Origin of the sequence: Suttonella sp. R2A3 (assembly GCF_021513215.1) — a bacterium.
Lineage (GTDB): Bacteria > Pseudomonadota > Gammaproteobacteria > Cardiobacteriales > Cardiobacteriaceae > JAHUUI01.
Genome location: NZ_CP090975.1, coordinates 1,851,898 through 1,876,278, shown reverse-complemented (window position 1 = coordinate 1,876,278; position 24,381 = coordinate 1,851,898). Strand labels below are relative to the sequence as shown.

24 protein-coding genes and 7 tRNA genes are annotated in these 24,381 nt (G+C 45.9%); 14 read left to right on the top strand and 17 right to left on the bottom strand.

Annotated features, from left to right (window positions below; genetic code table 11):
* The first annotated feature begins 5 nt into the window (after positions 1-5).
* Positions 6-1,502 carry a glycerol kinase GlpK gene (glpK, locus tag L0B52_RS09045; protein WP_235064393.1) on the top strand — a complete coding sequence of 499 codons (1,497 nt, stop codon included), beginning with the start codon at positions 6-8 and terminating at the stop codon, positions 1,500-1,502.
* 434 nt (positions 1,503-1,936) lie between these two features.
* On the opposite strand, the gene L0B52_RS09040 is transcribed toward glpK, so the two are convergent.
* The gene (locus L0B52_RS09040; protein WP_235064392.1) at positions 1,937-3,124 is read right to left on the bottom strand and encodes a DNA methyltransferase; all 1,188 of its coding nucleotides are present in this window, start codon (positions 3,122-3,124) and stop codon (positions 1,937-1,939) included.
* Positions 3,117-3,911, bottom strand: a complete 795-nt coding sequence (locus L0B52_RS09035; RefSeq protein ID WP_409202346.1) for an ApaLI family restriction endonuclease — start codon at positions 3,909-3,911, stop codon at positions 3,117-3,119. The genes L0B52_RS09040 and L0B52_RS09035 overlap by 8 nt, the downstream gene beginning before the upstream one ends.
* 181 nt (positions 3,912-4,092) lie before the next feature.
* On the opposite strand from L0B52_RS09035, the gene L0B52_RS09720 reads away from it, so the two are divergent.
* A complete protein-coding gene (locus L0B52_RS09720) occupies positions 4,093-4,389 on the top strand; it encodes a phage integrase N-terminal SAM-like domain-containing protein (protein WP_409202345.1) in 297 nt (98 codons plus the stop codon).
* 4 nt (positions 4,390-4,393) lie between these two features.
* Complete coding sequence (locus L0B52_RS09030) at positions 4,394-4,645, top strand: hypothetical protein (protein WP_235064390.1); 252 nt, start codon at positions 4,394-4,396, stop codon at positions 4,643-4,645.
* 143 nt (positions 4,646-4,788) lie between these two features.
* Here L0B52_RS09030 and L0B52_RS09025 read toward each other — a convergent pair whose 3' ends face one another.
* Positions 4,789-5,211, bottom strand: a complete 423-nt coding sequence (locus tag L0B52_RS09025; RefSeq protein ID WP_235064389.1) for a hypothetical protein — start codon at positions 5,209-5,211, stop codon at positions 4,789-4,791.
* Between the two features lie 81 nt (positions 5,212-5,292).
* Positions 5,293-5,568 (bottom strand): hypothetical protein, encoded by a 276-nt coding sequence (locus L0B52_RS09020; protein ID WP_235064388.1) that lies wholly within the window; start codon positions 5,566-5,568, stop codon positions 5,293-5,295.
* A gap of 35 nt (positions 5,569-5,603) precedes the next feature.
* Between L0B52_RS09020 and L0B52_RS09715 the strand changes: the two genes are divergently transcribed.
* Positions 5,604-5,894 (top strand): hypothetical protein, encoded by a 291-nt coding sequence (locus tag L0B52_RS09715; RefSeq protein ID WP_409202294.1) that lies wholly within the window; start codon positions 5,604-5,606, stop codon positions 5,892-5,894.
* Between the two features lie 578 nt (positions 5,895-6,472).
* On the opposite strand, the gene L0B52_RS09015 is transcribed toward L0B52_RS09715, so the two are convergent.
* The 7 genes from L0B52_RS09015 to gltX form a co-directional block, all read right to left on the bottom strand.
* A tRNA-Asn gene (locus tag L0B52_RS09015) sits at positions 6,473-6,548 on the bottom strand.
* Between the two features lie 86 nt (positions 6,549-6,634).
* Entirely contained in the window at positions 6,635-7,852 is a 1,218-nt protein-coding gene (locus L0B52_RS09010) for a pyridoxal phosphate-dependent aminotransferase (protein WP_235064387.1), read from the bottom strand.
* Positions 7,853-7,860: 8 nt separating this feature from the next.
* The gene (locus tag L0B52_RS09005; RefSeq protein WP_235064386.1) at positions 7,861-8,376 is read right to left on the bottom strand and encodes a hypothetical protein; all 516 of its coding nucleotides are present in this window, start codon (positions 8,374-8,376) and stop codon (positions 7,861-7,863) included.
* Positions 8,377-8,552: 176 nt separating this feature from the next.
* Positions 8,553-8,628: transfer RNA gene (locus tag L0B52_RS09000), tRNA-Glu, on the bottom strand.
* A 38-nt stretch (positions 8,629-8,666) separates the two neighbouring features.
* Positions 8,667-8,741: transfer RNA gene (locus tag L0B52_RS08995), tRNA-Glu, on the bottom strand.
* A 14-nt stretch (positions 8,742-8,755) separates the two neighbouring features.
* Positions 8,756-8,831: transfer RNA gene (locus L0B52_RS08990), tRNA-Ala, on the bottom strand.
* An 81-nt stretch (positions 8,832-8,912) separates the two neighbouring features.
* On the bottom strand, positions 8,913-10,316 hold the full coding sequence (gene gltX, locus L0B52_RS08985) for a glutamate--tRNA ligase (protein WP_235064385.1): 1,404 nt from the start codon (positions 10,314-10,316) through the stop codon (positions 8,913-8,915).
* 69 nt (positions 10,317-10,385) lie between these two features.
* Here gltX and L0B52_RS08980 point away from each other — a divergent pair, with 69 nt between their 5' ends.
* The 5 genes from L0B52_RS08980 (at position 10,386) to L0B52_RS08960 (ending at position 15,980) form a co-directional block, all read left to right on the top strand.
* Positions 10,386-11,489: a succinylglutamate desuccinylase/aspartoacylase family protein gene (locus L0B52_RS08980; protein ID WP_235064384.1), complete on the top strand. Its 1,104-nt coding sequence runs from the start codon at positions 10,386-10,388 to the stop codon at positions 11,487-11,489.
* Between the two features lie 181 nt (positions 11,490-11,670).
* Positions 11,671-13,080: a glutamate--ammonia ligase gene (gene glnA, locus L0B52_RS08975; protein ID WP_235064383.1), complete on the top strand. Its 1,410-nt coding sequence runs from the start codon at positions 11,671-11,673 to the stop codon at positions 13,078-13,080.
* Between the two features lie 70 nt (positions 13,081-13,150).
* Positions 13,151-14,182 (top strand): nitrogen regulation protein NR(II), encoded by a 1,032-nt coding sequence (locus tag L0B52_RS08970; protein WP_235064382.1) that lies wholly within the window; start codon positions 13,151-13,153, stop codon positions 14,180-14,182.
* Positions 14,175-15,584 carry a nitrogen regulation protein NR(I) gene (gene ntrC, locus L0B52_RS08965; protein ID WP_235064381.1) on the top strand — a complete coding sequence of 470 codons (1,410 nt, stop codon included), beginning with the start codon at positions 14,175-14,177 and terminating at the stop codon, positions 15,582-15,584. The genes L0B52_RS08970 and ntrC overlap by 8 nt, the downstream gene beginning before the upstream one ends.
* Positions 15,585-15,671: 87 nt before the next feature.
* Positions 15,672-15,980, top strand: a complete 309-nt coding sequence (locus L0B52_RS08960) for a chorismate mutase (RefSeq protein ID WP_235064380.1) — start codon at positions 15,672-15,674, stop codon at positions 15,978-15,980.
* Here the strand turns inward: L0B52_RS08960 and L0B52_RS08955 are convergent.
* The 5 genes from L0B52_RS08955 to L0B52_RS08935 form a co-directional block, all read right to left on the bottom strand.
* Positions 15,977-16,285, bottom strand: coding sequence for an antibiotic biosynthesis monooxygenase (locus L0B52_RS08955; RefSeq protein WP_235064379.1), 309 nt, complete (start codon positions 16,283-16,285; stop codon positions 15,977-15,979). The two genes, L0B52_RS08960 and L0B52_RS08955, sit on opposite strands and share 4 nt — an antisense overlap.
* Positions 16,286-16,409: 124 nt before the next feature.
* Positions 16,410-18,185, bottom strand: a complete 1,776-nt coding sequence (locus tag L0B52_RS08950) for a sodium:solute symporter family protein (protein ID WP_235064378.1) — start codon at positions 18,183-18,185, stop codon at positions 16,410-16,412.
* A 5-nt stretch (positions 18,186-18,190) separates the two neighbouring features.
* Complete coding sequence (locus L0B52_RS08945) at positions 18,191-18,454, bottom strand: DUF4212 domain-containing protein (RefSeq protein WP_235064377.1); 264 nt, start codon at positions 18,452-18,454, stop codon at positions 18,191-18,193.
* Between the two features lie 248 nt (positions 18,455-18,702).
* Positions 18,703-19,281 (bottom strand): BON domain-containing protein, encoded by a 579-nt coding sequence (locus L0B52_RS08940; protein WP_235064376.1) that lies wholly within the window; start codon positions 19,279-19,281, stop codon positions 18,703-18,705.
* A 101-nt stretch (positions 19,282-19,382) separates the two neighbouring features.
* Positions 19,383-20,762, bottom strand: a complete 1,380-nt coding sequence (locus L0B52_RS08935; protein WP_235064375.1) for a DegQ family serine endoprotease — start codon at positions 20,760-20,762, stop codon at positions 19,383-19,385.
* Positions 20,763-20,873: 111 nt separating this feature from the next.
* Here L0B52_RS08935 and L0B52_RS08930 point away from each other — a divergent pair, with 111 nt between their 5' ends.
* From L0B52_RS08930 to L0B52_RS08910, 5 genes are all read left to right on the top strand, one after another.
* Positions 20,874-21,563 (top strand): response regulator transcription factor, encoded by a 690-nt coding sequence (locus tag L0B52_RS08930; protein ID WP_235064374.1) that lies wholly within the window; start codon positions 20,874-20,876, stop codon positions 21,561-21,563.
* Entirely contained in the window at positions 21,541-23,016 is a 1,476-nt protein-coding gene (locus L0B52_RS08925; protein WP_235064373.1) for a HAMP domain-containing sensor histidine kinase, read from the top strand. The genes L0B52_RS08930 and L0B52_RS08925 overlap by 23 nt, the downstream gene beginning before the upstream one ends.
* Positions 23,017-23,108: 92 nt before the next feature.
* Positions 23,109-23,184: transfer RNA gene (locus L0B52_RS08920), tRNA-Val, on the top strand.
* A 4-nt stretch (positions 23,185-23,188) separates the two neighbouring features.
* Positions 23,189-23,265, top strand: a tRNA-Asp gene (locus L0B52_RS08915).
* Positions 23,266-23,329: 64 nt separating this feature from the next.
* Positions 23,330-23,406, top strand: a tRNA-Asp gene (locus tag L0B52_RS08910).
* A gap of 444 nt (positions 23,407-23,850) precedes the next feature.
* Here L0B52_RS08910 and L0B52_RS08905 read toward each other — a convergent pair.
* Positions 23,851-24,348, bottom strand: coding sequence for an FxsA family protein (locus L0B52_RS08905; RefSeq protein WP_235064372.1), 498 nt, complete (start codon positions 24,346-24,348; stop codon positions 23,851-23,853).
* Between the last annotated feature and the right edge of the window lie 33 nt (positions 24,349-24,381).

Below are 24,381 nucleotides of genomic sequence, written 5' to 3'. Positions count from 1 at the left end.
TCACTATGAATCAAAAAATGATACTCGCCCTTGATCAAGGCACCACGTCTTCGCGAGCGATTGTGTTTAATCATCGTGGCGAGATGATTCAGATGGCACAAAGGCCCTTCGAACAAATTTTCCCCAAACCGGGTTGGGTGGAACACGACGCGAATGAAATCTGGTCGTCACAAATTGCCGTTGCTGCAGAAGCGCTCGCTAAGGCAGGGATTAACGGTGAGGAAATTGCCGCCCTTGGCATCACAAACCAGCGCGAGACCACGATTGTTTGGGATAAAGAAACCGGTGAACCCATTCACAATGCGATTGTTTGGCAAGACCGTCGCACCGCCAGCTATTGCGACAGCTTAAAAGAGCAAGGCTATGGGTCAACAATTAAAGAAAAAACAGGGTTAGTGCTTGATGCGTATTTTTCCGGCACCAAGCTTAAATGGCTGCTCGATAATGTGCCAGGGGCGCGTGACAAAGCGAGTGCAGGGCAATTATGTTTTGGTACGGTTGATACATGGCTGGTATGGAAGCTCACCCAAGGTAAGGTTTTTATTACCGATGTAACGAATGCTAGCCGCACCCTACTGTTTAATATCCACACACTTGATTGGGATGACGATTTACTGGCCTTATTCGATATCCCTCGCAATATGCTACCTGAGGTCAAAGAAAGTAGCGAGGTTTATGGTCAAACCTCCACCCGCTTATTGCCTAGCAACATCCCGATTGCCGGCATAGCTGGCGATCAACAAGCCGCCCTCTTTGGTCAAATGTGTATTGAACCCGGCATGGTTAAAACCACCTACGGCACCGGCTGTTTTATGCTGATGAACACCGGCCATGAAGCGGTTTATTCCAAAAACAATCTCCTGACCACTGTAGCGTGGAAAATTAATGGCCAAACCAACTATGCGCTTGAAGGGAGCGTATTTGTTGGCGGTGCTGCCGTACAATGGCTACGCGATGGTGCACGGATTGTGCGCACCGCTGAAGGGATTAACAGCTTGGCAAAAACAGTGGAAGATAATGGTGGTGTCTACTTTGTGCCCGCGTTAACCGGCTTAGGTGCGCCGTATTGGGATCAATATGCGCGTGGCACAATTATCGGCATTACGCGTGGGACAACCGACGGACATCTCGCGCGCGCTACGCTTGAAGGCATTGCCTACCAAGTTTATGACGTGATCAAAGCGATGGAAGCCGATGCAAACAAAAAAAGCGTTGCCCTGCGTGTTGATGGTGGCGCAACCGCCAGCGATTTATTAATGCAGTTTCAGGCTGATATTTTAGGTTGTGACACGATACGGCCAAAAAACCTCGAAACCACCGCTTTAGGTGCTGCGTATCTCGCGGGCTTAGCGGTTGGTTTCTGGGACAGCATCGAAGAGATCAGCGCCCAATGGCAAATGGATCAAACTTTTATACCAGCAATGCCCCAACAAGAGACGAACCAACTTCTACACTATTGGCATAAAGCGGTGAAATGTGCGCAAGATTGGATTGAAGAATAGTAACAGCAGGGAATAATGGATTTATTGCAGGAACAAATCCTTCAGGAAGCACCAAAATCAAACTAATGGCAGATTATCATTGCTATCCAATATGGGGAGCAATGAGTGACAATAAACGCAATTTATTTATGAAGTTCAATCCTAAGCTCTTGCTATAGTTATCACACATATCCTGGATCAATATCTGCGTAATCTCTTGATTTGGCCATAGTAGCAGCAACACTGGCAGGCGTTATGATGCAGGTAGCATTATCTTAAATTTTAAGAGCCTTAGACTCTGTAAATGGTTCACTTTTTTTGTCCTTTTGCATTTAATTATGCGGCTACCATGCTGGCACAGGTATTGGTATCTACTCTTCCTTCATTTCTATCTTGTACACTCATAACACCTCAAACACCGGCGCAGCTTTGCTGCGTCCGAGTGCTTTGACTTGTTAGCTCTTTTTTACGATACCTGCTATCTGTAGGGCTGGTGAAAGAATAACTTCCAGACCTTTTATATCTATGTCAGTTTCGAATAGATCTTCGTTTAATGACGTTTTAATCAAGATAGAACGTTTTGATTTCTTAGTTTTCATAGCTTTTGATAGTAAAGAGGCAGCCTCTTCTAAAGTTTCGTTAGGCTTTTGGACTCGCACCAAAATAGGAGAGTTCTCGTATTGCTCTACGAGAATTGCATCTATTCCTTTATTTCTCTGAACTGCGTTAAATTCAATTCCCTTCAAAAGATTTAAAGCAGAAGAGTCAGCATTAACATATGAATTTCTACCCTTTTTTAAGAGGTTGGACTCAGTTTTTATCGGGTTTTCTAAGCGCTCATTGCTGAGCTCGACAGCATCGATTGACTCATCTATACCTATATAGTTTCGATTTAAGAGTTTTGACGCAACACAGGTAGTTCCACTCCCACAAAAGGGATCTAAAACAAGATCGCCATCCTCAGTAACTAATTTGATAATTTGCTGTAAAAGCAATAATGGCTTTTGAGTTGGATAACCGACTCTCTCTTTTGCTTTCGGGTTCAAATAAGGAATATCCCAAACATCATTCAGTGGAACTCCTTTTTTCTTATCGCCATTCTTGACGTTCCCAAAACTATCTTTGTCATAAACAGATTTGTTATGCTCATCCCTAGTGCGTCGTTGAAGAATCTGATCGATATTGGTTGTTTCTGAGTAGGATGTATAAATCGTATTAAACTTAAAGTTTTTTGTTTTCGAGTAAAAATAGATATTTTGATGGCTTGGCAAAAGACCTTTTTTCGAGTTTGACCATCTTTTGTATGTCCAAATAATTTCTGACTGGAAGTTGGTTACCCCAAAGACCTGATCTAAAATAGCTCGAACTATATGCTCACCGCTCTTATCGCAATGCACAAATATTGAACCTGTATCTTTTAGCAAGGAGTGCATTATTTCAATGCGCTCTTTTAAAAACTCAGCATAGCCCTTGTCGCTTCCCCAGCTATCGTCGAAACTAAACTCTTTGGTTCGCTCACGATTCATTAAGGTATGTTTTCTTTCTGTAAAAAACGGTGGGTCAAGATAAATGAGATCTATAGAGCTTTCCTCTATAGATCTCATTTCATCTAAGCAGTCACCGTTGAGAATTGTATTAATCATTAGTTACTTCTTGGTCTCGTTTATTTGCAATTTCAACCAAAATTGCTTTTAGGTCGTACCCACTAACAGCTTTTAAGTAATCCCAAGCTTCATCACCTGCATAGTACTCACCATCTACTCCTGCGTAGATGGTTTTTAGTGTTTCCTGAATTTTAATTGCCTGCTCTCTTTGAGGATAGTAAAACATCACCCGAACTGGCTTATAACCATGAGATTTAATCGCTTTAACTCTGGTATGCTCTTTAGTGATGTGATCTCCATCAGTTGTTGCATCTCGCCACTTCAATTCGACCGCATCATTCCCATTGAGGAAGTCTATTTCGAATGTCTTTGGCTTGGTTCCAATGGTGTTTTCAACCAGTGTCTTACCACCCTGACTGTTTGAGAAGAACATACATAAAGTTGCTGCCTCTTCCAGGAAAGACCCAGCATACTTATAGAGAAAACGACCTGTATTCTGATATTCATCAATCAAAACACCTTCATCATGAGGAATTCCTAAAACTCGGTATATAAGGTAATGAGAGTTGTCATCGCCTTTCATTTCTTCTTTTCGTGCAACAATTTTACTTTTTAAGTTTCCAGCATATTCGTCTGCAAGCTTGCATATCTTTTCTTTGAGTAGAGCCAAGCAATCGTCATTGGCGATTGCTTGATTAATTATTTCTCTTTCATGAGCATATACAGCATCAATAAGCTCTGACTTTTTCTTCTTCTTGATATCGATACCCAATGATGTGCAATATTCATCAAGTTCCTTTTTGTTTAGTTTTTCAACTTTCAAAATACTTCCTAAGTTAATTTGGTATTCGATCTGAGGAGCTCACAATTTATTATATACACCAATAGTATTTTATATCAAATAAATATTATATCTAAACAAGCAGAATAAAAATTTTTATATATCGTTTATGTGATATAAGAGTATAAAAGTTAAGGCTTACCACAAAATATTGGTGTAATAAAGTATATATGGCAAAAAACTCTTTGAACAAGTCAAAGATAAAATACGTGTCAAACACTATAGCATCAACACAGAAAAAACCTATGCACATTGGATTTATCATTATGTACTTTTTCATAACAAGAAGCATCCCAAAGACATGGGCAAACCAGAAATAGAAGCTTTTCTGACAAGTTTAGCCAAGCAAAGCATGGCAGCAACCACACAAAATCAAGCGCTTAACGCCATTATGTTTTTGTACAATGACATACTCGGCATATCCATGAAAGAAGCAAACAGAAACCATACTGAGAGGAGATGATTGCATGGCTTGTTTACCATCTTCAGAATATATTAATGAAATAATACAGATGCTTATAGATAGGAAAGAGTCACGTGAATCTATTTCCGCTTGGGCTATTTCAATTATTGATGATGACTTTGTTAGAGTTACCAATAAAACAGCTTGGGAAATTATACAAAATCTAGGCGCAGTAGATTTAATGGTGAGTGATGACGAATATTTTTATGATCTCGAAGATTTTAAAATATGGCAGGAAGAGCTTTTTAATGGTTAGATATATCAAATAGTAGCGCTGTAATCCAAAGGGTTCCTCGCTTATGTATGACGAGTTAAATTAGCAGCTAACGCTGCCAACACAGGCGAGCGTTAGCGAATCCAGCCCAGCAGATTTTTGCTGGGCGATTGTCGTTGGCCTTGTTAGAAATATTTAGGAAAATCGCCTTTCTCGAATTTAGGCATAACATCTTTAATTTCATTAATTCTTGAAGGGGTACAAAAGCCCTCAGCTTTCTTGCTTTGCAAATGATGAAAATCAACACCATTTAGTTCATGTATAAAATCGCTTTGCCCATACATTTTGGTCATCTGTGAAAGAACTAGCTTTTTGTCAAATTTAATACCACAAGTAATGGCTGCACCAGCTCTTGACCACACATACTGCAAATTAGCATCCCAACCCATAGCGTCTACCCCTGTAAAGCCATTTTTGTAATGATATTCATATGCTTCAGATGTAATAGAATATTGTGTCATTCCTCCTTTGCCTGAATACCCCTGGGGCGCACAACCTGATATAGCTACAACAGCAGAGATTATTGCTATCGATATAGTTTTATTCATATTACTTCTCCTATTTTTTGATTTCTAACGCCCGACTAACTTGCTATTTTACATCCATTGGTTGAGGTGCTTGTTATATTTTTACCTTGCTAATTCATAGGTGAAAATTGTTTCAACCTTAATTGTGAACTTTAGAATTAACTCATCCCAATGGTCAGGTGCCCCTAAAATATCCACATGACTTTCAGCATGCCTACGCAAGGCATTTTGGAAAGCTTCGATATCAACATTTGCGCCCAAATCAGAAACCAGATTATGCATGGCGATTGAAAAACGTTCTTGATCCAAAGGGTGAGTTGTATGCCAAGTTGGAATACCTGCCCAACTTTTAATTATTTCATAAATTTTATCTTCCATAGCTACTCCTTACTTTATTGAAGAACAAACAAAACATGGCAGCAACCACACAAAACCAAGCATTTAACGCCATTATGTTTTTGTACAATGACGTACTCGGCATATCCATGAAAGATGCAAACATCCGAGCACTCAGAAAAAACAACGAGAGCGTATACCTGTCGTGCTTACAAGAGTTACTCACACTGCGGATTTTGCACTTAGACTTTGCTTATAAAAATATCCGTATCATGGACAGCGAAAGTATTGATGATAGGCTGGTGCCTATACCCGACTTCACCTTGACGAAAGCGTGCACATTAAGACACAAACATACAAACGAATAGCGCATTAAAGACACCCAAAACTGGTAAATTATATTCATATAATGAGTTTAAAGTGGCTTTTCCAGAGCAAATTAGTAGGTAAGAATATGAAAAGCGAGAATATAGACAAAATCATTTACCTGATTAATAATCTAGATAATTGTTTGAACAAACTGTCAATTTATGACATTTCTGAGTTTAAAAAAGTAAAAAATATACTAAACATTAGAGATCCTAATGTGGCAGTTTTAAAAAAGAATTTGAATTCTGGGTTTAGACGCTTATACGAGATGGGAATATATAATGACGATGTTTCTTTCATATCCGAAGAAATTTATCAAGCTTTAAAGTAGTATCCTCCCCCACTTTTAATCGAACAATTAAATAGTAAATCTCACCCCCTTCTTCCTTAAGTAGTAAGAAATAAGATTGATAAAAAATCACGTGAAGAAGCCACTGGGTCACTATTATCCCGTATGCTATTGGCTATCCAAACTATGGAACAGCACAAATTGTTTTTAGTTTCTGATCGCGCTGTTCATTCTATGATGAAATTTTAGGCAAAAAAAAAGCTGCTATAAAAGCAGCTTTTTTGGAATTGGCTCCCGGAGACGGGCTCGAACCGCCGACCCAGTGATTAACAGTCACTTGCTCTACCGACTGAGCTATCCGGGAATCTCGTAAGAGGCGCGCATTGTAGCCGCCCCCGAGGTTATCGTCAAGCCAAAGCCTACAGAAAACCTCTTTTTTTATTCAGCTGATTATTTTTGCTGATAATTTTGTAGAAAATCTGCCAATCGTCCCAGCGCCATGCGCAAATCAGATTGATGCGGTAAAAACACCAAACGGAAATGATCCGGCTCTGGCCAGTTAAATGCCCGGCCATGGACTAATAACATATGCTTTTCACGCAACAAATCCAAAATAAATTGCTCATCGCTACGGATATTGAATTTGTCCGTATCAATTTTGACAAAATGATAAATCGCACCCTGCGCCGGTACCGTGCTTAACCCATCAATCTCACCAATCAGTGTTTGTGCCACACAGCGCTGCTCGTATAGCCTGCCACCAGGAGCCACCAGATCATTAATGCTTTGATAACCACCCAATGCAGTCTGGATTGCGTATTGCGCCGGCACATTGGCGCACAGGCGCATTGACGACAACATCTCCAGCCCTTGGATAAAACCACGTGCTGGTGCTTTATTGCCGCTTAAAATCATCCAGCCGGCGCGAAACCCAGCAGCACGGTAGTTCTTTGATAGTCCATTAAAGGTCACACATAGCGTGTCTTCAACCAAGGTTGCCGTGGGAATATGCTTGGCGCCATCGTAGACAATCTTGTCGTAGATTTCGTCAGAAAAGATCACCAGGCCATGTTGTTCAGCGAGCGCTACTAACTCGCGTAAGATCGCTTCGCTATAGACTGCACCGGTGGGATTATTCGGATTAATCAGAACAATCGCTTTAGTGCTATCGTTAATTTTTGCACGAATATCATCGATATCAGGCTGCCAACCATTACCTTCATCGCAGTAATAGTGCACCGCACGACCACCGCCTAGATGCGCAGCTGCCGTCCATAGAGGATAGTCCGGCATCGGCACCAAGACCTCATCACCGCTATTAAGCAGCGCCTGCATTACCATAACAATCAGCTCTGATACCCCATTACCGATGATAATATCGTCCACACTAACCTGTGGGATACCTAAGCGTTGGGTTTCGTGCATGATTGCCTTACGCGCGGCAAAAACACCTTTCGACTCACTATAGCCTTGAGCCTTATACAGGTTGGCAATCAAGTCCTCACGCATTTCATCGGGCGCGTCAAAACCAAATGGCGCAGGGTTGCCGATATTAAGCTTGAGGATGTTATAACCTTGACGTTCGAGGCGATTCGCCTCATCGAGCACTGGACCACGAATGTCATAGCAAACGTTTTCCAGCTTATGGGATTTATGAATTGGGCGCATGTTATTCCTTAAAAACGATAACCTACCGTCGCCATTGCGCCGGCAGCAGCAAAGAATTGTACTTCAACAAACACGCTTTGACGATAAGTGAGCCCAAGAGCAGGTAAGATAGCTGGTGCTACCCCGAGGTTATTAAAAGGAATTTTATCTTTATATTCATCTTTATAACCATGCAAAAAACCGGCTGACAAGCTGCCTCGCAACCGCCAATCACCTTCATCGATAAACCACCAATCTTTACCGAGATAAACGTATTGCGAGGGCTGACCAAAGGAATTATCAAACAAGGCCGCGCCAACAAACCAATCATCGGTGCGTACATAATCGACGCTAATCAAGCGCTGATGGTTATTGTGCTCAGGTTTCGGATCGTAATGAACGCTATAGATACTGGTGCGCAGACGAAAATCGCCATTTTGCCAGCCGCTAGATTCCAATAAATTCGGGAAAGCATTTTTTGAAAACCACTGTTCCGCTTGGGCCACAGAAGCCATCGCTAAACACAAACACAGTAAATAACGCATCGCACTCATCCTGAAATAAAAATGCATGATACTGTTTTGTAATGCGATAAGTAAAGAACAAGCTAACCAAAAATTAAGTTATCGTGAGCAACTGACGAGATAGTTAGTCAGGCATTAGAGAAGAAGCCTTATCGAATGATCAGTGATAAAGCAACTCAGTCACGCCGATGAAAAAATGGCGTCCCCAAGGGGATTCGAACCCCTGTTACCGCCGTGAAAGGGCGATGTCCTAGGCCTCTAGACGATGGGGACTTAGAGAAAGTCGTCGATCATCACACAGCGAGGATAAATGGCGTCCCCTAGGGGATTCGAACCCCTGTTACCGCCGTGAAAGGGCGATGTCCTAACCGCTAGACGAAGGGGACGCAGTATAACCTCTTGGTGGAGCTAAGCGGGATCGAACCGCTGACCTCCTGCATGCCATGCAGGCGCTCTCCCAGCTGAGCTATAGCCCCGTCGCTGTGTGCGAGGCGCGCATTTTAGCAAAAATGCGCCCAAGGTCAAACATTTATTGTGAAAAAAAAACGTTATTTGATTTAGCCTTTGTTTTCATTGATGTAATCAACAGCCTGCTGCAACCGCTTAACCACGCTATCACGCCCAGGCAAACACAGCGTTACCGCCAAATCTGGCGATGGTGCGCCGCCTGTGACCGCCAGTCTCGCCGGCTGACCGACTTTACCGAAGCCCACTTCATTATCCGTAACACACGCTTCAATCGCCCCATGAATGCTCGCTTCATCATAGTTTGCAAGTGCCTGTAAGCGCTCAGCTAAATCATTAAGCAAGTTAGCCGTTGCTTCGCCCTTAAACGCTTTTTGTGCGGCTTTTTCTGGGTATTCACTCGGGGCCTGCCCAAGCCAGCGCATATTCTCTGCCATTTCTTTGAGCGTCTTCGCCCGCTCTTGATAATGTGGAATAGCAGCCAGTATCGTTGCTTCATCCAAAGCGATATCTGCAGCTTTTAAGTGCGCTTGCAGGGGTTGAATGAGGTTTTCAGCCGTATGGCTCTTAAGATAATGTTGGTTCAACCAGCGCAGTTTTTCGGTATTAAACGCGGCGGCTGCACTGTGCACGTTAGCAATATCAAAATACTGCAGCATCTCTTCACGGCTAAAAATCTCTTGGTCACCATGCGACCACCCCAGACGCAGCAAATAATTGAGCACCGCTTCTGGTAAATAGCCTTCGTTGCGATAATCCAGCACATTGGTTGCCCCGTGGCGTTTCGATAGGCGTTTACCATCATCGCCAAGAATCATCGGTACATGGGCAAACTCCGGCACACGATAGCCGAGCGCATGGTATAGGTTGATTTGTCGCGGGGTATTATTGATGTGGTCATCGCCACGAATCACCAAGCTAATCTCTTGCTCAGCATCATCAACCACCACACAGAAATTATACGTTGGCGAGCCATCGCTACGTCGAATAATAAAATCATCCATCTCGCTATTGCTGATGCTGATCCGCCCGCGCACTTTATCGTCAAACACCACACTACCTTCTTGTGGATTCTTAAAACGCACCACAGGATCCACACCAGGCACTGGTTCGCCACCGTTGCGGTATTTACCGTTATAACGCGGCTTTTCACCGCGCGCTTTCTGCGCCTCGCGCATCGCGTCTAACTCTTCTGGCGTACACCAGCAATAATAGGCCAAGCCATCAGCAAGCATTTGCTCGATAATTCCGTCATAATGGGCAAAGCGTTGGCTTTGATAGACGACCTCACCATCATGCTCTAAACCCAGCCAAGACAAACCATCAAGAATAACCTGGGTTGAGGATTGGGTTGAGCGGGTTTGATCGGTGTCTTCGATACGCAGACGAAACGTCCCTTGATGCTGACGCGCGTGCAGCCAGCAATACAACGCCGTGCGCACCCCACCAATATGTAAATCCCCCGTTGGACTTGGCGCAAATCGAGTTGTGGTCATATTCCTTAATTCCTTGTTAATCGCGTACAATAAAGCGCGTATTGTACCGCAATCATAGGAGCACGTACCATGTGGCAAGAGACCATCGACCTACCATCGGCCTCACCCGGTAGCTATACCCGCCTTACTACCTGGCGTTATGGTAAAGAAGGCGGGCAGAAAGTGTATATTCAGGCTGCATTACACGCCGATGAATGGCCGGGATTGTTGATGCTGCACCATCTCCACGCCCAGCTTGAACAGGCAACCATTCGCGGCGAAATCGTGATTGTGCCGTATGCTAACCCCATCGGTATGCGCCAGTTTCTTGGTGGCTACCAGCTCGGACGTTTTGATTTTGACTACAGCGGTAATTTTAACCGTGGTTATCTCAACCTTGGCGAAGCTGCCCTGCCCTACCTTGATCGTGACGCCCTTGCCGCACAAGATACTGCCGCGCAAACACAAACCATCCGCAGTGCTTTTAAACAAGCACTCGATGCCTGGCAACCGCAGCTTGAAAGCGAACACCTGCGCAAAACCTTACAGCTGCTTAGCTATGACGCTGATGTGGTGATTGATGTGCACTGTGATGCTGCTGCTTGCGCACACGCCTTTACCAATGAGCGCCATCAAGAGACCGGTGAGGCGCTCGCACAAAGCCTCAACCTTGATGTATTGCTACTTGAAGACGACCCTGGTGTGATTGCCTTTGATGAGGCGTCAGCCAGTCCTTGGTGGCGTCTTGAGCGCGCATTGGACCTCAAGCTGCCCTACGCCTGTTTTTCAACTACCTTAGAACTGCGTGGCGAACGTGATGTATCAGAAACGCTAGCACAACAAGACGCTGAAGGTGTGATGCGCTTTTTACAACACATCGGTATTGTCGATGGCCCTACGCTTGCAGATAACAACACAAAAGTTGGCACGCCGCTCGCTGGCGTTGGACGCATTTTAGCCCCCCATAGTGGCTTGTTGGATTTTAAGGTAGCTGCTGGTGCACGGGTTTGCCAAGGCGATGTGGTCGCTAATCTGATTGATCTTGATGATCCTAACGCTACACCAACGCCGCTGACAGCAACGACTGACGGCATTGTCTACGCCTTGGGTCGTAATCATTTGGTGCGACCTGGTCATGTTGTGGTGCAAATTGCCGGCCAAAAAGCGATCAGCGCGGGCACACTCGCCTATTGACGCACTATATTGGTGCGATATATGATGCAAGCTGTATTATTTTGGTGCGGTTGATCAATCCACCACAATAAAACCATTGCTTTTTCAAGCCATTATATTTTGGCACATTTGCTGCTAATAAAGGGCAAGGCGCAGCCATAGGCTGAACCGTTTTACTGACATTGCAACCCAAGGAGCACCCATGACCCCTGACAACATCATCAAACGCATCGAGGAAGAAGAAATTCGTTTTGTCGATATGCGCTTTACCGACACTAAAGGTAAAGAACAGCATGTGTCGATCCTCGCTAAAGATGTCGATGAGGACTTTTTTGAAGAAGGCAAAATGTTTGACGGCTCGTCTATCGCTGGCTGGAAAGGCATTAACGAATCGGACATGATTCTCATGCCAGATCCTGAAACCGCCTTTGTTGACCCGTTCAGCGAACACAAAACGCTGGTTATCACCTGTGACATCATCGAACCAGACACCTTGCAAGGCTATGTGCGCGACCCTCGCTCACTCGCCAAACGCGCTGAAGCGTATTTACAATCTACCGGCATCGCTGATACGGCATTGTTTGGTCCTGAAAATGAATTCTTTATCTTTGATGGGGTTAAATACAAAACCAGCATCAATAAAACCAGTGTAGAAATTCTTTCCGAAGAAGGCTTTTGGAATAGCGACGCCGATTTTGACGGCACAAACCGTGGCCACCGTCCAGGACTTAAAGGCGGTTATTTCCCAGTTGCGCCTGTAGATTCACTGAACGACATCCGTGCGGATATGTGTTTGGTGCTTGAAGAGGTTGGGCAAACCGTTGAAGTACACCACCACGAAGTCGCCACAGCAGGTCAGTGTGAAATTGGGGTCAAATTTAACACCCTCACCCGTAAAGCTGATGAAGTTCAGCAGTTAAAATACGTTATTCATAACGTCGCTGACGTTTACGGCAAAACCGCGACCTTTATGCCTAAGCCATTGGTTGGCGATAACGGCTCAGGGATGCACGTGCATATGTCGCTCGCTAAAGACGGCAACAACCTGTTTAGCGGCGATGGCTACGGCGGTCTTTCTGAAACTGCGTTGTATTATATCGGTGGGGTCATCAAACACGCTCGCGCTTTGAACGCGTTTACCAACCCATCTATTAACAGCTACAAGCGCCTCGTGCCACACTTTGAAGCGCCAGTGATGCTCGCGTATTCTGCTCGTAACCGTTCGGCCTCGATTCGTGTTCCTTATATTTTCAATCCGAAAGGACGCCGTATTGAAGTACGCTTCCCGGATTCTACCGCTAACCCATACCTCGCTTTTGCTGCGTTGTTGATGGCTGGCCTAGACGGGATCAAGAACAAGATTCATCCAGGCGAGGCGATGGATAAAGATTTGTATGATCTTCCACCGGAAGAAGCCGATAACATCCCACAGGTTGCGTTTTCTCTTGAACAAGCCCTTGATGCTTTGGAAGCTGATTGTGACTTCTTGAAAGCCGGTGATGTCTTTAGCGAAGACCTGCTTGCTGGTTACATCGCGCTCAAACGCGAAGAAGTGGAAAAAATGCGCTTGCAAGTACACCCACTGGAATTCGAACTCTACTACAGCTGTTAAACAGCGATCACCGCACGCCCCGCCACACAGCGCGGGGCCTGCCCTTCTTTCTTAGCCACGGGAATCAGCGATGTCCTTTAGCGACCATCTACATGTTGCCCTCATCGTTGTCGATGACCAAACCCGTGTGCTTGATTTGAACGCCAGTGCCGAAGATCTGATTGGTAGCAGCATTTCCCATACCAGACATCAATCATTAAGCGAACACATCAAACATCCTGAAGGCTGGCCATCACTGCTTGAATTCGCCCGCCACCAGCACCAAAGCGTCATCGAACGCAACACAAGATTGGTTTTCCCTACCCAACACAAGCGCCACCGCGCAGATATTGCCTTGCGCCAAATCGACGAACAACAGTTTTTGATTGAGCTGCACCTGTTTGCCCGCGCTGATGGCATCATCCGCAGCCGAACGCTACAAATGCAGGCCGAGCATAACCAACTGCTGCTACGTAATCTTGCTCATGAAATCCGTAATCCTTTAGCCGGCATAAAAGGCGCAGCGCAGCGCGTTCGTGAACGAATTGATCCTGATAATCAGCGTTATATTGACATTATCATTACCCAAACTGACCGGCTAAACGCCCTGCTGAAAACGATGTCTGCTGAGGGCAAAACAGAAACACGTCCAGAGAACATTCATCGGGTGATTGAAGACGCGATTGCAGGGTTTAGCAGCGCCAGCGAACACCAAAATATCCATATCAGCAGGCACTACGACCCGAGCATCCCGGAAATTGCCATTGATGCTGGTCAAATCCATCAAGTGATACTCAACCTGCTCAGTAACGCGGCTAAAGCGAGCGATTACGACGGCAATATTTATCTTGGTACAGAAATCGTGCACCAATACACGATTGGCGAACGACGTCACCGCCATGCGGTGGCCATCCGTGTCCATGATCAAGGCTGCGGCATTCCTGAGTCACTTCATACCGCCATTTTTCAGCCAATGATCAGCCACTTTAACCAAGGGAGCGGCTTAGGACTCGCGATTGTGCAACATATCGTGCACCAACATCATGGCTGCCTGGAGCTCGACAGCGAGCCAGGAAAAACGTGTCTTTCGGTGATTTTACCTTTGGAGGTCTCAGATGAGTGAGCGTATTTGGGTCATTGATGATGACGATGCGATTCGCTTTATTATCGAAGACAGCCTACAAGACTGGGGCTATAAAACCCGTGCCTTTAGCAACGCTTTAGAAGCGCTCGATGCGATTGCACAGAGCCACAGTGCACCAGCGCTGATTATCAGCGATATCCGCATGCCTGGGCTTAGTGGTCTGGAATTACTTGAGCACGCGCATCGACGCTTTCCTGATCTACCCTTTATCATCACCACCGCTTACTCTGATCTCGATATCACGGTTAATGCCTACCAGCAAGGCGCGTTTGATTATCTCCCAAAACCCTTTGACCTTGAAGAACTCAAACGTCTGAGCAAACAAGCGCTACGGCCGAGCACAAAACAACCCGTCCCGCAACGACAAGAACCACAAGCGCTGAGCCGTGACATTATCGGCAATAGTCCCGCCATGCAACAGCTTTATCGCGCGATCGGGCGACTGGCAAAAACCACAGTCAATGTCCTGATCAGCGGCGAAACCGGCACAGGTAAGGAGCTGATCGCTCGAGCACTCCATAAACACAGTCCGGTAGCCAATGGTCCTTTTGTCGCGCTGAATATGGCGGCGATCCCACCAGAGCTTGCTGAAGCCGAACTTTTTGGTCACGAAAAAGGCGCATTTACTGGCGCGACCAGCACCCGCCAAGGTCGTTTTGCCCAAGCTGAGGGCGGCACCCTATTTTTAGATGAAATCGGCGACATGCCGCTGCCACTGCAAGCCAAATTATTGCGCGCACTCGCTGAGGGCAACTACTACAGCATTGGTGGGCAAACCCTGAAAACGGCTAACGTCCGCATCATCGCAGCGAGCCATAAGAATCTTAGCGAACAGGCCGATGCTGGCGCCTTTCGCGCTGACCTCTATCATCGTCTAAACGTGATTCATCTCCATCTCCCGCCCTTACGTGAACGCAGCGAAGACATCCCCGCCCTGCTCGAGTTTCATCTTGATCGTGCTGCTAAGGCGCATAATATGACGCGTAAGCAGCTTGATCGTAGCGCTTTAAGCGCACTGCAACACTACAGCTGGCCCGGTAACATCCGTGAACTGGAAAACCTCTGCCATCAGCTGACAATTCTAAGCGCCACAGAAACCATTAATGTGGCTGATTTTCAATTAGGTGAGCACACGACAAGCACTGGCCAATCTGATCCTGATACTACCGATTGGCGCACAGCACTTGTGCATGTGGTTCGCGAGACCTTGCGTGATCATCCCGGTAATACCTATCAAACGCTGCTTAAACAATTTGATGACACATTAATCCACACCACTTTGCAGCATACCGATCACCACATCAGCCATGCAGCCTCTCTGTTAGGGATTGGCCGCAACACACTGACACGCAAACGTAAAGATGCTTCTCAGCAATCCTAATGGCTGATTGTCCGCATTAAGAACTGCTCTGGTATCGCCTGTCGTTTCGCTATAGAATGTGTGCCAAATAATTAACACCAATCACTTATGACTGCCGCATTTATCCCTTCAGATGAATTACTCGCCTTGCGCGAACGTATTGATGCCCACGATCAAGAGCTCGCACACATGATGTGTCAACGTTTAGAGCTCATCATACAGGCAGCCCCCCTCAAACCACGGTTTGAAGATGTGCGCTTAGAAGACCGCATCGAGGAAATTATCGAGAAAATTACGCCTATCGCGGATCAATATGGGATTGATCGCGCTTATTTAGAAACGCTTTATCGCCTGATGATGGATGAGTCGATTGCACGCGAAGCAAAACGCTGGCAACAGATTAATGATGCACGCTAAATAAGCGCATCAAAACATTCCAAATGGGGTTTTTCCACATACATATGTCGATTGTTCGCACCACTACGATGAGACTTTTTGAAATGCTCTGAGCGTGTCCAGGCAAGGAATTTATCTTTATTTTCCCAAACAGCATAAGACGAAAATAATACATATTCACTAGGCTTGTCGCTATCTAAACGAAAAAATTTAAACTCAAGAAAGCCATCTACATCTGCCACGCGCACCTGTGCTTCTTGCCAAACATCTACGTAAGCCTCGGCATATTGTGGCTTAATCTTAAATCGGTTCATTGTAACGTACATAGCCTTTCCTTCAATAATAGATAAAAGTCATGGCATAATTTTATCATCTTTACCGTAAACAAAACCATTATCTTTTACAAAAAAGGGCCTGCTTAGCAGGCCCTTAATCGATTGTGGTGAATGTTTAGTGGTGCATATGGACAGCTTGTCCAGCGCCGCGTGGGTAACGCACGCTTTCCACTAAGTCTTGGATTTCTTTTGGTGGTGCTTTAGTTATGCTGGAAACGGCAAACGCTACAGCAAAGTTAATTGCGGCACCAATCGCACCAAAGGACGTTGGTGCAATACCAAAGAGCCAGTTTTCTGGTACGTTCTCAAATACATTCGTCTCAGGGATGAAGAACCAACCCAAGTAGAGGAAAATGTATAAGCAGGTTACGGTCAAACCGGCGGCCATCCCAAGCGTAGCACCGGTGCTATTGATTCGCTTAGAGAAGATACCCATCATCAAGGCTGGGAATATTGACGCACCAGCGATACCAAAGGCTAGCGCAACAACCTGTGCCGCAAACCCTGGTGGGTGAATACCCAATAATGTTGCCACAACAATAGCCACCGTCATCGAGATTCGCGCGGCACGTAGTTCGCCTTTCTCAGTAATATCTGGCTTGAGGGTATTTTTAATCAAGTCATGCGAAATTGCTGAGGAGATAGCGAGCAACAAGCCTGCCGCTGTAGAAAGCGCCGCGGCTAAACCACCGGCTGCAATCAGACCAATAACCCAAGATGGCAAATTAGCAATTTCCGGGTTAGCGAGTACCAAAATGTCTTTATTCACATTGAGCTCATTACCTGCCCAACCACGCGCCTCAGCCGTCGCTTTAAAGCTTTCTGAAGTGTCGTCGTAATATTGGATATCACCGTCACCATTCTTATCTTCAAAGGTGACCAGTCCAGTCACTTCCCAAGATTTCATCCATTCCGGACGCTCTGAATAATGGATCGGTTTTTCAGCGGTACCATTAGGATAGATGGTATCAACCAAGTTGATACGTGCCATCGAACCAACAGCTGGTGCTGTGGTATACAGCAAGGCGATAAACACCAACGCCCAACCCGCAGAAATACGCGCATCAGATACTTTTGGTACGGTAAAGAAGCGGATAATAACGTGTGGCAAACCTGCGGTACCAATCATCAGCGATAAGGTAAAGAGCATCATATTGAGCTTATTATCAATATCAGCAGTATACGAGCCAAACCCAAGATCTGTGATGACTTCATTGAGCTTTTGCAACACCGGCAAACCAGACTCAGTATGGGTACTAAAAAGACCCAATGCCGGAACCGGGTTACCGGTTAACTGGATGGAGATAAAGATCGCTGGAATGGTAAAGGCAATAATCAATACCACATATTGCGCAACCTGGGTGTAGGTAATCCCTTTCATGCCACCAAGTACCGCATAAAACAGTACAACCACCGCAGCAATGATCAAGCCATGCGTATTTTCCACTTCTAAGAAGCGTGAAAATGCCACGCCTGCGCCAGTCATCTGACCGATAACGTAAGTCGTTGAGGCGATAACCAAACACAATACCGCGAGCAAACGTGCGTTGCGACTATAGTAGCGTTCACCGATAAAATCAGGCACGGTAAATTTACCAAACTTACGCATATAAGGGGCAAGCAATAAAGCCAGCAGTACATAACCGCCGGTCCAGCCCATCAAAAATGCTGATGAGGCATAACCACCCATCGCCAGCAAACCTGCCATGGAAATGAACGACGCCGCACTCATCCAGTCAGCAGCGGTTGCCATCCCATTTAATACCGGGTGAACACCACCACCAGCCACATAGAACTCTTTAGTTGAACCAGCACGTGCCCAAATAGCGATCGCAAAGTACAAGGCAAATGAGCCACCAACAAAAATTAGATTAATTGCAAATTGACTCATATGACTTACTCCTCACCAACGCCAAATTTCTTATCCAGCTTATTCATACGCCAGGAATAGAAGAAAATAATGACAATGAAGGTCAAGATTGAGCCTTGCTGGGCAAACCAAAAGCCTAAATCTGTCCCGCCAATTTTAATACCGGACAACCATGGTCGAAAACCCATAGCAAACCCGTATGAACAGAGGGCCCACACTACCAGGCATGAAAGGATAATGCGCACATTAGCCTTCCAATAGCCACTAAGATCATGTTGATTTTCTGACATATAATCTCCTTAAAAATCATGAAGATAAATAACGGATATGCTATACTCCACTGCGGAAAACATTAACTGACCATTAAATAAAGCATAACATATATTAAGCATAGCATACTTTTTGGTTGCTGCAATCGTTTCGTTTGAAAAATTTTATGCGCTATGCTATTCGCTACTACCTTGTTTAGAGTCTAATAACCACGCATAAAAAAAGCAGGCAAAACCATTTGCCCGCTTTCTTGTGGATCTGTTTTCGCTTATCTTATTTCAAATAAGGTGGCGATTTGTCTGACGCCCGAAACACGTCTTGCACGTTCAGCAACCGCTTGCGCTTCTGCCTCGCTGACAATCCCCATCAAGAAACTCACCCCGTGTTCAGTCACGACTTTGACACGCGATGGGTCAAACCCTGGCACATTGACATCAAAGAGCACCGTTTTGACTTTTAAGGTTTGTTTGGCGTCATAGCTACGCTCCATAAACGTACTCGCACGACCGACGATGATTTGGTTAATCACTTCCTTAACTCCTAGATGGCGTGCGGCAAGCTGTCCGATTGCATCAGCAGTTGCTTGAGAATTCGCTTCACCGGTAAGCAGAATACGGCCATTGTAACCCGTCACATTGACATGACTATTATCATAAAGCTCGGCCTGCTTCCCGATGCTGTTGCGAATTTTCAATTCCAGGGCATTATCATCGACAATCGTCCCAGCGGTTCGCCGATCATGAACCACACCCGCGGTGGTTGCGGCGCCACCAACAAACAATACACCACAACCTTGCAAAACCAAGGCTACCAATACTGTTATAAGAACCCGATACGTCCGTTTCATGTGCGTTCCTAATTAATGAGATACTTTAATTATATAGTGCATAGCGCTGACATGCCATCACCGATAAACATTGCTCAGCGATCCACCCTGCCATCGTCACTTTATTCTTTGGTTTCCATAGGAATATAGAGCGTTTGCTCACCACGCTTAATTAGCAAAGCAACCACCTGGCCTTTAGCGCTTTTTAACCCATCATAAGCCGCGTCGCTATCGCTAACAACCTGACTACCGAGGGCAAGTAGCACATCATTAGCACGTACGCCTGCCTTATACGCCGCGCTATCCTGTTCAACGGAACGCACCAACACGCCATCTTCAACATTAAGCTGTTGCCTTTCCTGCTCGGTTAAGGCCCGCAAATTCAAACCATACGCTGATTGCCCACGGCTATCTGAGGCGTTTGCTGTACTCATATTTTCTAAATTCCCAATCGTGACCGCTAATGATTGCTTTTCTCCATCGCGCAGCACCGTCAACTCTGCCTCTTCACCGATCGGGGTTAAAGCGACTAATGGTGGTAAATCGTCGTATTTATGAATACTTTTCCCGTTATAGTTAAGGATCACATCGCCGGCGCGCAAACCTGCGGCTTTGGCCGGTGAATCAGGCTGAATTGCGGTAATTAAAGCACCTTGCGGGTTATCCATCGCAAATGATTGCGCCAATTCCTGATCAATCCCTTGAATGGCCACCCCAAGCCAACCACGCTGAACCGTGCCCCCATCACGCAACTGATCGACCACATTTTTCGCCACATTGATCGGAATCGAAAACGCCAGCCCATTAAACGCCCCACTGCGGCTATAAATCTGCGAATTAATGCCAATCACTTCTCCAGCGCTATTATAGAGTGGCCCTCCGGAATTCCCCGGATTCACCGCTGCGTCACTTTGAATAAAGGGCACATATGCGCCATTGGGCAAGCTACGGGAAACCGCACTGACAATCCCTTTGGTCGCGGTATGAGTAAAACCAAACGGTGAACCAATCGCCAACACCCAATCGCCCACTTGAACGGCATCGGAATCCCCTAAGCTCGCAACAGGCAAGCCCTCACCATCGATTTTTAACAACGCAATATCGGTGCGCTGATCAACCCCAACTACCTCAGCATCGTATTCATGGCGGTCTAAGAGCATGACTTTCACACTTTCAGCCTCATCAACCACATGTGCATTGGTCAAGATATAACCCTCTTTATCAATAATAAAGCCAGAGCCTTGCCCTGTGCGTCGATGCTCAGGAATGTTTTCAGGCATGGCAAACGGTGCACCAAAAAATCGCTCAAACAACTCCGGCGGGAATCCCGGTGGGATTTCTTGAGCCCTCGGTGAACGTGCCACATTGGTTTGCACTTCCACACTCACCACCGCATCTTTAGTTTGAGCAAAGAGCGCTGCAAAATCTGGGGCGCTATCTGCGAGCGCATTCACAGCAAACGCAGAAAACGCAAGCCCAATCGTTACTAAGGTTTTATTCATTTATTCGCCCGTTTGTTTTAAGATGACTTAGAGATTTTACAAAATGATGACCTGCGATTAGCTGAAGATAAGATTAAACCTTATTCAGTGAGCAGATTAAAAGGAGCCCTTATGCACGTACTAATCATCGAAGACGATAAAGATGTTGCCGCCTATATTGCCAAAGGTTTGAGCGAAAGTGGCTATGTTGCCGACAGCGCACACACTGGCACAGAAGGCTTAGAGATGGCACAAAACGGCCAATACGATATTTTGATCGTTGACCGCATGTTGCCCGAGCTCGAGGGTTTGGAAGTGATTTCTAAGCTACGCGCAGAAGGCCTTAGCGTGCCGGTATTAATTCTCTCAGCACTCGGTGAAGTGGACGACCGCGTGGAAGGACTTGCTGCTGGTGGTGATGATTACCTGGTTAAACCTTATGCATTTTCTGAGCTGCTCGCACGCGTTCAGGCGTTAACCCGTCGTCGTAGCAGCGACATTCAAGATCAAATGGTTCTTGAAGTGGCCGATTTACGCCTCGACCGTTTAAAGCGCAAAGTGACGCGCGACGGTAAAAAAATCAACTTACAACCGCGCGAATTTCGCCTGTTGGAATACCTGATGAGCAACGCAGGGCAAGTCGTCACCCGCACCATGCTCTTGGAAAAAGTGTGGGAATACCATTTTGATCCACAAACCAATGTGATCGACGTCCATATCTCACGCTTGCGTAGCAAAATCGATAAGGATTTCGACACGCCTTTGATTCATACTGAACGTGGTGCCGGCTATAGCTTGTATGATCCGACCAGTTATCAGTAAGTTTCTTAACGACTTAACCCGAGTAGCGAAAACCACTGCGTTTCGCTACTCGTTACTTTTTACCATCGCCTTTAGTATCCTAACCGGTATCTCGATGGTGATGATTTATCAAACGGCAGCACAAGAAATCGCCGAACAGGTTGATGCGCGCCTCTACACCGAATCATCACGCCTCAAACGAGAGATCGAATACCGTCATAATGTCGAATTTGGTCAACCTTCAGTGGGCGTTACCGAGCGCGTCGCCACTGAACCAGCAATGTCATATTGTGTGGCGCGCTTAGACAAACTCGATGCCGATCTGATTCCACAAGACAAAAATCGCTTTGTGATGTTGAACAGTAATTTCAGCGATCTTTGCGATTTTCATCGTGAATCTGTGCGTAAAAATGCCGATATTATGCGGATCATCATCACCCCTGTGGTTGATGATTATGCGCTCATTTTGAGTTACGACACCCGCAGCCAGCGCCGTTTATTGGTCAGTATGCTCAATATTGTGTATTTAGTTACCGGCTTACTGTTGATTGTGTCCTTCATTGGCTCATTTTTGATTGCGCGTAATATCATCAACTCCATCGCGCGTATCAGTCATACGGCGCGCTTAATTGTCGATGGCGACTTTTCCGAACGCATCCGCACCTCAAGCAACGATTCAGACGAACTCAACCAACTCGCGGGCAATCTCAACCATATGCTTGACCGCATCGAAAACCTGATTACCAGCCAGCGACAGGTCACCAACAATATCGCCCATGACCTGCGCAGCCCACTCAATCGCCTACGCAACCGCATGGAAGTGGCGTTAATGGATAAAAACGTCTCCTGTGATGAGTTACGCGATGTCATTGGCCAATCCGTGGATGATGCCGAAAATCTACTAAAAACCTTTAACGCCCTGCTCAATATTGCCCAGGTTGAATCGCGTGCTCGTGATGACTTCGCTGAAACGGATGTCAGCCAGATTTGTACCGATTTAGCCGAGCTCTATGAAGTGATGAGCGAAGAAGGCGAACATAGCTTTAGCAGCGATATCGCGCATGGTCTGAGCGTGATGGGTAACCGTCAATTACTCGCACAAGCGATCATCAACCTGCTCGATAACGCGGTGAAATACACCCCAGAAGGTGGCCACATTACCCTCAACGCTGCGCGAAACGACAAACAGATCGTCATCAGCGTCAGCGACAATGGTATGGGTATTCCTGATGGTAAACGTGAGGAAGTGTTAAAACGCTTTGTCCGCTTGGATAGCGCCCGTAGTACGCCCGGCAATGGTTTGGGCTTGTCATTGGTCAGTGCTGTCATTGCCTTACATGGGGGCACGATCAACTTACTCGATAACCAACCAGGGCTTCGCATCGAACTGTGGCTGCCAACCATCGAACGATACACACGACGCCACAAAAAAAGCAGCGTTTTAGCCTCCAAGAATGGCAAAAAGAAAACCTAGCAATTCATCTTGTTAGCAAAAAAAGCGTCTTTTTTTAAAAAAAGTTTGCTACAAGGGGAAAACCGCCTATAATGCTGCTCCTCACATGACGCGGGTGCTTAGCTCAGTTGGTAGAGCATCGCCCTTACAAGGCGAGGGTCAAAGGTTCGAGTCCTTTAGCACCCACCACCGCGGAGCGGTAGTTCAGTTGGTTAGAATACCTGCCTGTCACGCAGGGGGTCGCGGGTTCGAGTCCCGTCCGTTCCGCCATTTTTGTATAAAAAGCACTTCACCGAGGTGCTTTTTATTTTTTGTCTGTGATGAATAATACCGGGGAGCGGTAGTTCAGTTGGTTAGAATACCTGCCTGTCACGCAGGGGGTCGCGGGTTCGAGTCCCGTCCGTTCCGCCACTTATATCAAAGCACCTTTTATGGTGCTTTTTCTGTGATATGACAGTCACTATCGCTGCGGAGCAGTAGTTCAGTTGGTTAGACTTGGCTTAATATGGCTGCCTGTCACACAAGGGTTGCGGGTTCGAGTCCCGTCCGTTCCGCCATTTCTTATGCAAAAGCTTTCTTGAACTATTTTTACTGCGTTATTACAGTCTATATCGCTACAGAGTAGCAGTTCCGTTGGTTAGACTTGACTTAATATGGCTTCCTGTCACACAGGGGTCACGGGTTCGAGTCCCGTCCGTTCCGCCATTTTCTGATGTCACCAGACTACGAAGTCTTGTCGTTACAACGCATCAACAGATACGCCCTCTTAGCGTCATAACGTATAGCTGTTGTACCCCATACATAAAAAAGCACCAACGATGGTGCTTTCAAGGTTAACAGTGTTTGCTTGGGTGTTTAAGAATCTTTGCGTTTTGTATGATCTGTGGTGACTGTCCCCTCAATCACCCGATCGCCATATTGCGCTTGAGATTGAGCCTCGCGGCGCACTTCGCCCTCATAAACGTGTCCACCACTGCCTTGTTGCCAATTAAAACGGCCAGCCAACACTTCAGGACGAAAGATTTTCATCATCACACCACCAAAAATCTTACGTAAAGTCGGCAGTAAACACACCACCGCCAACGCATCGCTAATAAACCCAGGAATAAAGAGTAAGGTAGCGCCCATCATTTGGAACAAACCATCGCGCATTTCCGGGGCATTCATTGATTTTTGTCCTTCTTGCATACGCTGCATGAACTGCAAGCGGGTACGTTTTAATAGATATGATCCAGCGATCATTCCGAGCAGCAATAAAGCAAAGGTTGCCATCGCACCAATCGCACTCGCCACCATAATCATCACCACAAGCTCGGCAATTCCCCAAAATAAAAATAAATATAAAAATGGCACAAATGACTCCCATCAATGGTATGTAGTAAAAGA